This window comes from Frondihabitans australicus (assembly GCF_003634555.1).
Classification (GTDB): domain Bacteria; phylum Actinomycetota; class Actinomycetes; order Actinomycetales; family Microbacteriaceae; genus Frondihabitans; species Frondihabitans australicus.
This window is the reverse complement of the sequence record NZ_RBKS01000001.1, coordinates 3,663,770-3,677,204: the sequence shown is the minus strand read 5'-3', so window position 1 is coordinate 3,677,204 and position 13,435 is coordinate 3,663,770. Positions and strand designations below refer to the sequence as shown.

The following is a 13,435-nucleotide window of genomic DNA, read 5'->3' as shown; positions in this document are numbered from 1 at the left end:
GACCACCCGACATGCTCTCGAGCACCCGAATTCCTTTCGACGACCCCGAATTCTCCGAGCGGCACCCCGACGCCGGGCCGCCGAAGTCGTTGCTGACGCACTGGCGTCTCGCCGTCGCGCAGAGCCCGGACTCGCCCGCCGCACTGGACGCCGACGGCGTCACCCTCACGTACGCCGAGGTCGACCGCTTGAGCGATGCCGTCGCGGTGGCGATCCTCGACGCGGTGGGTGACGACGACCGGCCGATCGCCGCCGTCCTCGCGCACGACTCCCGAGCGGTCGTCGCGCTCATGGCGCTGCTCAAGACCGGCCGCATCCGCGTCGTCCTCGACACGCACCTGCCCGAGCAGCGCCTCGCCCAGATCGTCGAGCTGTCGACGGCCGCCCTCGCTCTCGTCGACGACCGCCACCGCGGCCTCGCCGAGACCCTTCGCGGCCCCGGGGGCCTCCGGACGCTGCTGTCGCTCGACGAGCTCCTGGACGCCGCCTCCGCGCGGACCGGCGACGTCGACGACGTCCCCGACGCGCGGCTCGCCACCGGCGCGGCCCGTGAGGGCAAGGATCCGTTCGAGATCGTCTTCACCTCCGGGTCGACCGGCGTCCCGAAGGGCGTCGTGCAGCGGCACGGCGCGTTCGTCAACGACATCGACGGGGTCCTCGGCCTCCGGAAGATCGGACCGGGCGACAGCTCGGCCATCGTGCTGCCGCTCTCCTTCGTCGCCGGCTCGGCGAACCTGCTCCTGACCCTGATCGCCGGCGCACGCGCCGTCCTCGTCGACCCGCGCGACGCCGGGCTGGCCCCGCTCGTCGCCCTGATGCGCGCCGGGGAGATCACGACGCTCGCGGGCACTCCGCACCTCGTGCGAGGCATCGTCGCCGCCCTCGGGGAGGGCGAGATGCTGGACGGCGTCTCGATCATCAGCACCCTCGGCGAAGCGGTGCACGGCCGCGACGTCCGTGAGATCCTGGCCCATCTGCCCGCCCACGCGCGCTTCATGAACGAGGTCGGGTCGTCCGAGACCAACGGCATCGCCGTGCACGTCGTCGAACAGGGCGACGAGGTCCGCGACGGCGCGCTCCCCGCGGGGCGTCCGTTCCGCGGCCGCGCGGTCCGCATCGTCGACGCCGACGGGCGTGACGTCGCCCCCGGCGAGGCGGGCGAAGTGCTCGTGGTCTCGCACTACCTCTCGGGCGGCTACTGGCACGCACCCGAGCTGAACGCCGAGAAGTTCGGCGTCGACGGCGACGGTGTGCCGTTCGTGCGCCAGGGCGACCTCGGCCGGGTCGGTGCCGACGGCGTGCTGCACCTCCTCGGGCGGGGCGACGCCGGCGTCAAGATCCGCGGCTACCTCGTCGAGCCGAGCGAGGTCGAAGGCGCCCTGCTGGCCATGGACGACATCACCGAGGCCGTCGTGATCCCCCAGATCTCGCAGGCGACGCCGCCCGCTCCGACACGGCTGGCCGCCTACGTCGTGCCGTCGAAGTCGGGCCGCACCCCGTCGAGCGCCGCCATCCGCCGCGCCCTGAGGGCGGTGCTGCCGGAGTACATGGTGCCCTCCGAGATCGTCCAGCTTCCCGCCCTGCCCCGCACCGAGCGGGGCAAGATCGACCGCCGCGCCCTGCCGCCGGTGCCCGAGCGCCGGCCCGACGTCGACGCGATGGACCAGCGAGAGCTGGCCATGTCGACCATCTGGCAGCAGGTGCTCGAGCTGCCCGAGCTCGCGCCCGACGACGACTTCATGGCGCTCGGCGGCGACTCGCTGTCAGCCGAGGAGCTGCTCTCGCTCGTCAAAGAGCACTTCGGGGTCGACGTGCCGTCCGCCGCGATCCTGCAGCACCCGACCCTCCGCGAGTTCACCGCGCGGGTCGTCGCCGAGGCGGCGCCCGAGCCGGCGAACCCCGACGTCGTCTCGTTCCACCCCGACGCGGCGGGCACGCCGTTCTTCGGGTTCGCGGGCGCAGGAGCCCTGGCGCTCACCTTCCTGCCCCTCGCGAAGCGCTTCCCCGACAGCCCGTTCCACGCCTTCCAGCAGCACGGCATCGAGCGGCGCGCGGTGCCCGACCGCAGCGTCGAGGCCATGGCCGCCCGGCACGCGAGGTCGATCGTCGACCTCCACCCGTCGGGCCCGTACCGCCTCATCGGCCACTCGTTCGGCGGTGTCGTCGCGCTCGAGGTCGCGCGGCAGCTGACCGAGGCGGGGCGCGAGGTCGAGTCGGTCACGATCCTCGACACGTACCTGCCGCGCAACGTCGAGACGGCGGACTCCGAAGAGTCGCCTGCGGCCGACGAGTCCCTCGCGGTTTCCGGGGGGCAGGAGCCGACGCTGGCCACCGGCCCGATCCGAGCCCTCGCCGGCGTGAAGGCGCTGCCGTCCGTCCTCCTGCACCGGCTCGTCCCCGACGGCCTGCCGCCGCGCGACGAGTACGGCCGCCAGATCCGCGCCCACCTCGCGGGCTACCTCGTTCATCGCGGCCAGCGCCAGTACGACTCGTTCTTCGACCGCTCTGTGCTGCTCATGCGCAAGCACGTCGTGCGGCCGTGCCCGGGCCGTGCCGCGCTGGTGCTCGCCGACGAGAACCCCGACGGGCCCCTCGCCTGGGACGGCGTGCTCACGGGCGACCGGCGCGACATCGTCATCGAGGCCGAGCACACGTCGATCCTGCGCGAGCCCTTCGTGGCTCAGCTCGCCGACGAGCTGCGCGCGTTCGTCGACGCTGCGCCCGTCTCCGCCTAGCCCCGCCGCCTCCTCCACACCAAATTTCGGACAAAACTCCACTGACTTCGTTGGAGTTTTGTCCGAAATTTGGTGTTGGAGGGCGCGCGAGAGCCGGCGACCGCGGGCGGGCGTCAGCGGCGCACGTGCAGGGGGATGCCCGCGGCCACGTCGGCGGCATCGGCCTCGGGGTCGCGCCCGACGCCGAGGATCGGCTCCACGATGCTGTCGATCACCCGCGAGACGAACGCGTCGTCGAGCGGAAGCTCGCGCTGGGCGGCGTGCTCGACGGCGAGCGCGTGCACGGCGCGGGTGACGAACGCGGCGTCGTACCGCACCGCGGGCGCCTCACCCCGGGTGACGGCGCGACGCACGACGGCCGTCAGCGACCGGGTGCGCTCGGCGTGCGTGGCCGCGTCGTACGCGCGCCAGATGTCGGGGTCGCGCGAGATGGCGGCGATCACGTGCCGGAACTCGGCGGGCGGGTAGCCGATCGGGCTTACCCAGGTGCGGATCAGCTCGTCGAGGTCGGTGCGCAGCGCCCCGGTGTTCGGGATCGTGGTGTCGACGTCGAACGCGGCGACCGCGTCGCGGATCAGCGACCTCTTGTCGTCCCACCGGCGGAAGATCGTGGCCTTCGACGCCCCGGCGCGCTCGGCCACGCGGTTCATGGTGAGGGCCTCGATGCCGATCTCGGCGATGAGCTCCTGCGTCACGCGCAGCAGCCGGCCCTCGATGAACGGGTCGCGGGGGCGGCCGACTCGGCGACTGGCTCCTGCTTCCACGAATCCAGCTTAGGCCGCAGGATCCGCGCCACCGCCTGCGCACAGGGCTCCGACCCGCTCCCCCAGACAACGCGAAGCGGGGCCGGACCGAATCGGTCCGGCCCCGCAGGGCGTGATGCGAAGGCTAGGCCGCGACGTCGGGCATCGCTGCCTCGACCTCTTCGGCGTGCACCTGGGTCTCCTCGACCAGCACGAGGATCTCACCGGTCGACAGCGACGTCTGGACTGCCCAGAAGTAGATGATCACGCTGAAGACCGCGGTCACCAGGATGTCGATGCCGAACGGGAAGATGTTCGGGCCGGTCGGGTTCCAGTCGGACAGGTAGACGATGAGCGCCATGCCGACGAGGTAGGGGAACAGCCACTGAGCGGCTCGCCAGTTGAGGTGCACCGGCGTCGAGTTGCCCTTGAAGAGACGGTTGAGCCCGATGATGATGAAGCCCAGGACGATGCAGGCGCCGAGCTTGACGTCGGTGACCCAACCGGTCCAGAGGATGATCAGGTTGGCGACGATGAACGCCAGCGGCGACAGGATCATCGCACCGGGGAGGCGGAAGGGGCGCTCGACGTCGGGCAAGCGCTTGCGGAACGCGCCCAGGGCGAGCGGTGCACCGGCGTACATGAGCACCGAGGCGCTCGTGATGAGCCCGACGAGCGACTGCCACGAGGGGAACGGCAGGAAGCAGATGCAACCGAAGACCCAGGCGATGATGAGGCCGAACCACGGCACGCCCTTCTTCGTGGTGGCTTCGAAGATGCGGGGGAAGTAGCCGTTCTTCGAGAGGCCGAACGACACGCGCGAGGTAGCGGTGAAGTAGATGAGGCCAGTGCCACCGGGGCTGATCACCGCATCGACGTACAGGATGAACGCCAGCCAGCCGAGTCCGGCCGCGATCGCGATGAGAGCGAAGGGTCCGGCCGCGAACTGCGTGGCCGTCGCGGTCCACGAGTGGAGCAGCTTGTCGCCGGGGATCGCGCCGATGAAGGCGACCTGCAGGGCCAGGTAGATGACCAGGCCGATCACGACGGACCCGATGACGGCGCGGGGGATGTCGCGCTTCGGGTTCATCGACTCACCGGCCAGTTGGTCGGCCTGCTCGAAGCCCAGGAGCGCGAATACGATGCCCGCATTCGGGATCGCCGAGATGATGCCCTTCACGCCCTCGGGTGCGAAGCCGTCGGCGGCGCCGAAGTTCGAGCCGTGGAAGCCGACGATGCACAGGACCAGGATCGTGAAGACGGGGACGCCGATCTTCCACCAGGTCGCAGCCGAGTTCGTGTTCGCCAGCGCGCGGACGCTGAGGAAGTTGATCGCGACGAACACCAGCATGATGATGATCGCCGCGATGATGCCGGGAGGCGTCAGGGTCTCGTCCTTGCGGAGCCAACCCTTCGCGAACGGGAAGTAAGTCGAGCCGTAGTTGATCATGGCCGTGACCTCGATCGGCGAGACCGTGACGGCCTGCAGCCACGAGAACCAGCCGAACGACGCACCCGCGACTCCGCCGAAGGCCAGGTGGGGGAACCGCGCTGTTCCGCCCGAGATGGGGTACATGCCGCCGAGCTCGGCGTGGACGAGGGCCAGGATCAGAATCGCGATGGCGCCGATGCCCCACGAGATGATCGCGGCGGGGCCCGCCTGGTCGAGAGCTTTTTCTGGTCCGAAGAGCCAGCCGGAGCCGATGATCGACCCGGCCGAGGCCCACATCAGGCCGATGAAGCCGATCTGGCGCTTCAGCCCGCTGTCGGGGAGAGCGCTGGTCGGCGCTTTGGTGGATGACATAAGAGAGGCTTTCCTTGTGTCGGGGGCGAGCACGGGCAACGTGCACGCGACGCAAAAAGAGGCGCTGCGAGGAAACTACTCCCCCCGAACGGGGCAAGCGAGCACCCGAAACAAGATCTTCACACGGCTGCCTCGCACCTTTTACGCGGCAAACCTCAACGTGCGTTGCCTAGGTTGTTGTGTTTCGGCGCTTGCGGCGCGCCAGTCCGAGCACGAAGACTCCGCCTGCCAGCAGGGCGAGACCGAGCGCCAGGAGCCAGCCGGCGTTCGAGCCGGTGAACGCCAGTGCGCCGGAAAGCGCAGTCGTGCCGGGGTCCGCGCCTGCTCCTGCGTTCGAGCCGGAGCCCCCGCCCGGGATCGTTCCGGGGCCGGTGCCGCTGCCGCCACCGGGAGGATTGCCGCCGTGACCGGTGCCCTGACCGCCGCCGCCCGGCGGGGTCACGGCCGGCGGCGTCACCTGCACGGTCGAGCACGACGCGTCGGCGGGCGCCCCGGTCGCCGTGGAGCAGGGGTCGACGGTCTCGGTCGGAGCCCACGGAGTCGGCCCGGCCGGCGGCGTCACGACCGCCTGGTTCGTGACGAGCCCCGACGAGTCGTAGGTGAGCGTCACGTGCACGACGGTCGAGTCGCCCGGCGCGAGCGAGGCGATCGGCCAGGTGACGATCCCGGAGTCGAAGGTGCCGCCGCCGTCGGCCGAGACGAACGTGGCGTTCGAGGGCAGGTCGTCCGAGACCGAGAAGTCCGACGCGGGCAAGGTGCCCGGGTTCGACACCGTGATGTCGTAGGTGATGGCGTCGCCGATCCGCACGGTGCGCGACTCGGCGGTCTTGTCGAGCTCCAGCTGGCCGAAGTCGTACGTGTTGGTGAGCACGACCGCCTGGCCCGCCGGCGTCGATCCGTCGGAACCCGCGGGCGACAGGATCTGCACCACTCCCGGGAACACGCTCCTCGCCGCCTCCCCGTAGCTCCCCGAGTCGCCCGCCTCGGTCGTCGAGCACGCCGCGCCCAGCGGGATGCCCTGGATCGTCGCCGTGTAGAGGTCGGCCGCGTCGAGCGTGACCGGCGACTGACCGCCGAGGTCGACGGGCTGCCCGGCGACCGTGCACGCGACGTCGGCCGAGAACGAGGTCGGCGCGTCGGCCGCGGCCGGGCCGTCGATCGTCTTCGTGATCGTCAGCGAACCGCCGGCGAGAGTGACTCCGGCCTTCACCGGGGCGCGCGGGGCGATGGCGGCGCGGGTCGTCGTCGTGGCGACCGCTCCGAACTGGTTCCAGGCGAGCTCGGCGCCGACGGGGGCGGTGGTCGGGGCACCCGTCGGATCCTGCGCCGTCTGCGGCTGGTCGATCGTCTGGAACAGGGCCTGCACGCGCCCGCCCGGTGCCAGCGTGCCCGTGGCGGTGGTCGTGAAGTCGAGGATCACGCGGAGCCCCGTCACGTCGGTGCCGTCGCCGGTGTAGTCGGCGCCGTCGACCCACGTGGCGCCCGTGCAGGTCGGGTTGGTGGTCCACGACGACGTCGCGCCGGTGCCGACGCAGACGTTCGGCGTGGTCGTGACCTGCCAGGTGATCGTCGTGCCGGCGGGGGCGGTGATGTTCATGCCGTAGGCGACGTCGAAGACGGGCCGGAAGGTCGATCCGCGCGACGACCCGGTCGCCAGCAGGCGGTCGCCGCGGGTCGGGAGCGGGTCGACGAGCGTCAGCGCGCGGTACGGCACCGTGCCGCTGTTCGCCGCGGCCAGACGCCACTGGTCGGTGCCGCCGACCTGCGTGTTCGCGACGCAGGGGTAGCGGTAGTAGCCGAGGCGGTCGGTGACGCAGGGCGTCGCCGGGCTGTTCACGTTGACGGCGCCCGAGATCGTCGGCAGGGCGTCGGTGACGTCGCCCTTCACGCCCTTCGACGTGTAGAGCGCCGGCCCCGGCTGGGGCGTGACGTAGTTCGTCGTGCCGCACTCGGTCGACGGGAGCCCCGAGACCGTGCCCTGGCCGTTGCCCGACGTGTTCGTGCACGCCGCGAGCGACTGGGCCGTCGTCACGACCATCTGGTTGGTCGAGTGCTGGCCGCTGGTGAGCCCGGGCTGCAGGATCAGCCCCAGCGTCACGGTGAACGCCTCTCCGGGCGCGAGCCTCTGCTCGCCCGACGGCCAGGTGAACGTCAGCGCGTTCGCCGTCTGGTCGAAGGCCACGGAGACCCCGGACGTCGGCAGGAGCCCGCCGGCGGAGTCCTGGTACGTCGGGGTGTTGCCGTCCCACTCCATGCTCGCCGGCAGCGTGTCGACGAGGTTCTGCACCGTGAGGTAGCCGGTGCCGGTGTTGGTGAACCTCAGAGTCCACGGGATCGTGTCGCCCACGACCACGGTGTGCGTGTCGTTCTGCGGGTCCTTCGCGACGTCGAGCCGGAACGTGCCGGGGTCGAGGAAGAACGACGCGGTCGCCGCGGCGTTCGCGTCGGGGTAGAGGTCGGAGTCGGCGTAGCGGTGCGAGGCTGTCTGGATCGTGTCGCTCACCGTGCTGGGGTAGGGCACCGGCGTGGTCGTGCCGCGCAGGTCGTCGAGCACGGTCACGTGCAGCACGGCCTTCGCCGACCACGCGGCGGGCGGGGCGGTGTTCGACAGCAGAGCGTGGTCGGCCCGGTCGAAGACGAACCGGATGCCCGTCACGGTCGCAGGATCGACGGACGGCAGCACGGCAGAGGGCCCGAAGGCGCCGAGCTGCCAGGTCGCCGACCCGTTCGTCTGGACGTCGACCCGCACCTCGCCGGCTCCTGCCGGCAGCGTCACGTCGGAGGCGGAGAGCGAGGCGAGACGGAACGACTGCCAGAAGGCGGGGTCGGTGTCGGTGATCGTCACCTGCGACGCGGCGACCGACGCGGCCGTCCCCTGCGTCGCGCCCAGCGTGACCGCGACCGGGGCGGTGTGGTTCGCCTCGAGCAGCGTCGTGGGCGAGAACGACTTCGACGCCGTCACGTCGAGCTTGCCCTGGATCAGCGCCACGGTCGCATGCGAGACGTCGGTCGGCGTCGACTGGGCGCCCGACGGGAAGAGCACCGGGTCGTAGCTCTGGGCGAACGCGTAGTTGTCGACGCTGAACGGCGTGACGAAGGCGACCGGGTCGCTGCGGAGCGTCTGCCGCACCTGCGTGTGGAGCGTCATCGTGATCGGCGCGGTGTTCGTGATCGTGCCGCCGGTCGTCGTCGGTGTCGCGCCCTGGTAGAGGGCGCTCACGCCGACGACGTCGGCGAGCTGGGCCGCCGTGAGGGTCTGAGCCTGCGCGAGCGTCACCGTCGAGGTCGTGAGCGCCCCGGCGTCGCCGTAGTGCCAGAGCGTGACGGTCGAGGCGGTGGTGCTGATCTGCGGGGTGACGCCGGCGAACACGAGGCCGGTGATCGTGAAGCGCTCGAAGGGGTTCGTCGAGGGCGAGTAGACCGCGGTGGCGTAGGGGTTCGCCGCGAAGCCCGAGGCGTCCGTCTTGCAGGCGGCCGTGCTGCCGGCGTCGCACGGCATCGGCTCGGTGGCCCGCAGGTACGAGGCGCGCGACGCCGAGTCGTTCTGCACCTTCACCGTGAAGTCGTTGGTCGGATAACCCGCGGCGGGCACGTCGCCCGGCTGCGGCACGACGATGCTCGACTTCTGGCTCGCCTTGGTCACCGCGACGAGCGGCGGCTGATCGATCAGCGTGATCGTGTCGTCGGCGACGCGCGGACCGACCGCCGCGCCGTTCTGGGTCCCGGCCACGCCGACCGTGTTGTCGATCGTCGCGGCGTCGGGCTCGTTGTAGCCGTGCGTCGCCGTCACCCAGGGGCCCGCGCCGTTCGCCACGCGCACCGTGTTGCGCAGCTGCCAGACGAGGTCGAAGAAGCGCGGCTGGTTGCCGGCGGACGTCGCGATGCCCGAGCCGACCGGCGGTGCGAGCGGGTTCGTCGACGCGGCGCGGGCCGGGTCGTTCGGCGTGACCGTGATCCTGATGCCCGTCGTGGCGGCCTGCTGGGCGGACGTCAGCGTGTACCCGGCGAACCCGGTCGACGACATCCAGGAGCCGGTCGGCGGCGTGACGGTGACCCACGCCCCGTTCTCGTACAGCTCGAGCGTCGTCACCTGATCCCACTGCATCAGCGGGTCGGCCGTGAACGACACCGGGGCGACGCGGACGAGGTTGAACGCCTGGAACACCGTCTGCGACGGGTCCTGCTGGTTCGAGGCCGAGTCGGTCACGGTCAGCGACGAGTAGCCGGTCGAGTTGACGCCCCAGCCGAGCTTCGTGCCGGCCTGCTCGCCCGACTGCGCGTCGAGGGTCGTGATGTCGCGCGAGAACGACGTGTTGGTCCAGGCCTTGCTCGCGAGGAGCGTGCCCTCGCCCGTGAAGGTCTGGATCCGCGCGTTCGCGTCGGCCGCGACGACCGCGCTTCGGAGGTCGGGCAGGCCGGTCACCTCGCCGGTGCCGACGGCGGTGGCGTGGTTCTGGTAGCTGCTCGCCGCGGCTCCTGCGACCGAGGTCGGGCCGGTGCCGTCACGCAGATTCGCCTGCGCCTGGAACACCGTGTTCGGACTCACAGTCACGCCCTGGGCGAAGCCCTGAGGGTTCGAGAACGTATAGCGGAGGCCCGTGATCGACGGCTGCAGCGCCGGATCGATGTCGTACCGGAACACCTGGGTGGCCGCGGTGGCGTCGGCCGTCGTCAGCGTCTGCCACGTCGCTCCGTCGTCGGTCGAGTACTCGACGAGCAGCGTCGAGCCGCGCGGCACCTGCGTCGGGGCGATCGCAGTGGGCTGGAACGAGTTCCAGAAGTCGTTCGCCTGCCCCGGGCGTGCGACGTCGGTGACGACGATCGTGTCGGGGTTCACGTAGGCGGTGCTCGGGTCGGTCGTCGCCGGCAGCTGCGCCACGACCGTGCCGCCGGGAGCGACCGGCGCCTGCGGCGAGATCGTCTTCGCCAGCCCCAGCTGGATCTGCGGGTAGTAGATCTGCAGCGGCGCACTTGCGGCGGCGCTCGACGGGCCGGCCGCGTTCGCGCCGGTCACGTCGACGGTGTTGGTCGTCGCGACCGAGCCGTCGGCCTGCGCGACCGTGTCGGCCACGGGAGCGATCAGATACTGCGCCGTGGCCGTCGCGTTCACGGCGACGGCACCGGTGAAGTCGAGGCTGAAGCCGGAGACGTAGGAGCCCGCGGGAGCCGTCGGCGTGGCCGGCGTCGTCCCGCTGCCGAACGGCACCGTGGTGGTCGTCCCGTCGCCGAAGTGCCAGGTCACTCTGCCCGCCGTGGCGCCCGTCGGATACGAGACTCCGGCGCTGAAGCCGCCGAACGCGATGCTCGGCGTGAAGTAGTCGGTGTCGGAGAGGCTGAGGCTGTCGAGAGGGCCGTTCGACGTGTTCTTGCCGCCGATCGTCGCCGTCGCGGTGGTCCCGGCGGGGATCTTCGCCGGCGAGATGGACTTCGTCGCGGTCACAGCGGTCGACAGCGGCGTGATCGTGTACGGGGCCTGTGCCGAGGCGGTCGCAGGAGCCTGGCCGGGCACCGTCACGGTCGACGTCGCCTGGTTCGTCAGGCTTCCGCCTGCGACGAGGGAGGCGCCCGTCTGACGGTTCGTGGCGCGCTGGGCGACGGAGACGGCGACGCTTCCCGCTGCTCCTGCGCCCGTGAGCTGCGCCCCGTCGGCGCCCGCGAAGGTGAAGCGGAGGCCCGCGACGGCGCTCGGGTCGACGCCCGCGGGCAAGGCGATCGCACCCGGGGCGTTCGGCTGGCCCGGCACCCACTCGTAGGCGCCCAGGGCGTCGTTGAACACGTAGGCGTCGACCTGCACCGTGGTCGCGCCGTCCGGGAGCGTCACCGGACCGAAGCCGGTGAAGTCGACGAGAGCGAAGGGGTCGTCGGACCCCAGCGACGTGGCGCCGTTCTGGGCGGAGGTGGGATCCTGCGTCAACAGGGTCTCGGCGGGCACGTTCGAGGTGTTCCGGGGCATGAGGGTGATGGTCGAGGCGGCCCCCGGGGCGAACTGCTGCGTCGCGGGCGCCCAGGTCTTGCCGAGCGTGGTGCCGACGGTGATCGGGATGTTCACGGTCACCTGCGCCTGATCGGTCGCCGGAGTGGCGGTCGTCGAGGTCGCGTTCGCGGTGTTCGTGATCGCCTGGCCGTTCGACGGCCAGGTCGGCGGCAGGTTCGCGGGGACCCGGAGCGTGATGCTCGTCGTGTACGTGTCGCCGGCCGAGATACCGACGACGCCGGTGCCGAGGGCTTCGCGGTAGGCGACCGTCAGAGTGCAGTTCGCGGTCACCGTCGTGGTGCAGCCGCTGTACGACTGCGTGCTCGGGTTGGCGCTCGGGCTGGTCGTCGTCGACTCGATCGTGAAACCGGCGAACGCCGCGGGCAGCGGGTCGGTCATGACCGCGTTCTGGCAGTCGTTGTCGTCGCACCCGACGGCGATCTGATACGTGAACTCGTCGCCGGGCGCGTACGAGCCGCTCTGGCCCTGGTCGACCGTCTTGCTCAGCGTGAGCGCGCCAGTGTCAGCCGCCGCGGCGGGGGCGGCGAACGCCGTGCCGCCCACCACGAAGGCGACGGCGATCGCGGCGATGACGCCGAGGAGTGGCCTCCTCTGACGGTTCTCGCTCGGCCTCCGGGTCAGAAAAGACATGCGCGCACACCGTTCCCACTGCGGGGTTGGGTGCCCCGATGTCACCCAATGTAGGCACATCCTCCGAATCTCGGAAGACTTTTCTGTGACGGGTGTGGCGAATGTGACGCGGGGGTAGACGGTGCGTTACGCGTCGGCGGTGTTCGTCGGCGTGGGCTGCGCGCGGCCGCGGCGTGCGCGTGCGGAGACGAGAGGGGGCTACGGCTTCCAGACCATGAGGACGACGATCAGCACGAGGAGGAGTGCCGAGATGCCGGAGCCGGCCGAGATGCGCGAGTAACCGGCCGGCTTGGATCCTGCGACCGCTGCCCCGCCCGCGGCACCGGCGGCCTTCTGCATCGCCGGGATGACGACGACGAGGTTGACGATCATCGCGATGACGTAGGCCACGAGCGACAGCCAGATCCAGGTCGAGGTGAACGAGGTGTGGTACTTCGGGTCGCTCATTCCGAGGGCGCCGAAGCCGAAGATCACGACGATCAGCGACAGCCAGGTGAACAGGCGCACCGACTTGGCGGTCGTGGCGACCGCGCCGGCCTCGCCCGAGCGCAGGGTGCGGAGACCGGCCATCGGCAGGATGGCCATCGGGCCCACGAGGAAGACCCCCGAGACGACATGCAGTACGACGAAGACGGTATCCATATGGCGATCGTACCGCCGCCCGATCGCCGTGCCCGTGCCGATCGGTCGACCTCGAGCGACCGCCTGCCCACTCGGTCGACCCGCGCGACCGCGCGAGCACGTAGTCTTGATAGGTGACATATCGGATGCGCGTCAATGTCTACGTCGACGGTTTCAACCTCTACAACGGCCTCCTCCGCGAGAGCGACTACCGCTGGCTCAATCCGGTGGAACTCTTCGACAGAATCTTCGTCGACTACGAGGTTAACCTTGTCCGGTTTTTCACTGCCGTGCTCAAAGGCAAGGCAAGTCCCGGCGATCCGGGCATCGTGGCGCGTCAGATGGTCTACCTGCGCGCCCTCGCAACGATCGAAAGACTGCAAACTCACCTCGGACGCTTCGAGGTCCGAGCGTCTCGGTACCGGCGGCGCTTTCGCGAACCGTCGGAGTCCGAGATGGTCGACGTGTGGCGCCCGGAAGAGAAAGGTTCCGACGTCAACCTCGCCACGTACCTCGTTCGCGACGCGTTCCTCGACACCGCTGACGTCTACGTGATCGTGAGCAACGATTCCGACCTCGAAACGCCCATTCGGCTCGTTGCCACGGAACTCGGCAAACGTGTCTTCCTCGTCTTTCCGCACGGTCGCGAGAGCCGAGACCTCATGGAATGCGGCCACGAGCGTGTCGTCTGGATCAGCACAGGCAGGCTCGCCGAGAGCCTGCTGCCCAACCCTGTGATGGCCGAGACGGTCCCGCTCTTTCGACCTGCCGAATGGCTCCCCAACCCCGACCGTCGCATCGCGCGGCAAATGAAATAGGGCCTCCGAAGAGGCCCTAAGCCTGGCGTCGATGCCCCAGGCGATGTGCCACCATTCTGCCCGTCGAAGCGTCTGAGATCAAACGCGGC

At 70.6% G+C, this 13,435-nt stretch carries 6 protein-coding genes; 2 read left to right on the top strand and 4 right to left on the bottom strand.

Features of this window, described 5'->3' with window-relative positions:
- Positions 1–11 precede the first annotated feature (11 nt).
- Complete coding sequence (locus C8E83_RS17510) at positions 12–2,735, top strand: AMP-binding protein (RefSeq protein WP_121371366.1); 2,724 nt, start codon at positions 12–14, stop codon at positions 2,733–2,735.
- 113 nt (positions 2,736–2,848) lie between these two features.
- Here the strand turns inward: C8E83_RS17510 and C8E83_RS17505 are convergent, their stop codons facing one another.
- From C8E83_RS17505 to C8E83_RS17490, 4 genes are all read right to left on the bottom strand, one after another.
- On the bottom strand, positions 2,849–3,499 hold the full coding sequence (locus tag C8E83_RS17505) for a TetR-like C-terminal domain-containing protein (protein WP_121371365.1): 651 nt from the start codon (positions 3,497–3,499) through the stop codon (positions 2,849–2,851).
- Between the two features lie 124 nt (positions 3,500–3,623).
- Complete coding sequence (locus C8E83_RS17500; RefSeq protein ID WP_121371364.1) at positions 3,624–5,282, bottom strand: APC family permease; 1,659 nt, start codon at positions 5,280–5,282, stop codon at positions 3,624–3,626.
- 169 nt (positions 5,283–5,451) lie between these two features.
- A complete protein-coding gene (locus tag C8E83_RS17495) occupies positions 5,452–11,907 on the bottom strand; it encodes a DUF11 domain-containing protein (protein ID WP_121371363.1) in 6,456 nt (2,151 codons plus the stop codon).
- A gap of 198 nt (positions 11,908–12,105) precedes the next feature.
- Complete coding sequence (locus C8E83_RS17490) at positions 12,106–12,549, bottom strand: DUF2269 family protein (protein WP_121371362.1); 444 nt, start codon at positions 12,547–12,549, stop codon at positions 12,106–12,108.
- Positions 12,550–12,662: 113 nt separating this feature from the next.
- On the opposite strand from C8E83_RS17490, the gene C8E83_RS17485 reads away from it, so the two are divergent.
- Positions 12,663–13,346 carry an NYN domain-containing protein gene (locus tag C8E83_RS17485; RefSeq protein WP_147430233.1) on the top strand — a complete coding sequence of 228 codons (684 nt, stop codon included), beginning with the start codon at positions 12,663–12,665 and terminating at the stop codon, positions 13,344–13,346.
- Positions 13,347–13,435: the final 89 nt, after the last annotated feature.

Excerpts from the sequence above, each read along its gene's own strand:
- C8E83_RS17490 (WP_121371362.1), bottom strand. The coding sequence starts at position 12,549 with ATGGATACCGTCTTCGTCGTACTGCATGTCGTCTCGGGGGTCTTCCTC.
- C8E83_RS17500 (WP_121371364.1), bottom strand. The coding sequence starts at position 5,282 with ATGTCATCCACCAAAGCGCCGACCAGCGCTCTCCCCGACAGCGGGCTG.
- C8E83_RS17510 (WP_121371366.1), top strand. The coding sequence starts at position 12 with ATGCTCTCGAGCACCCGAATTCCTTTCGACGACCCCGAATTCTCCGAG.
- C8E83_RS17495 (WP_121371363.1), bottom strand. The coding sequence starts at position 11,907 with ATGTCTTTTCTGACCCGGAGGCCGAGCGAGAACCGTCAGAGGAGGCCA.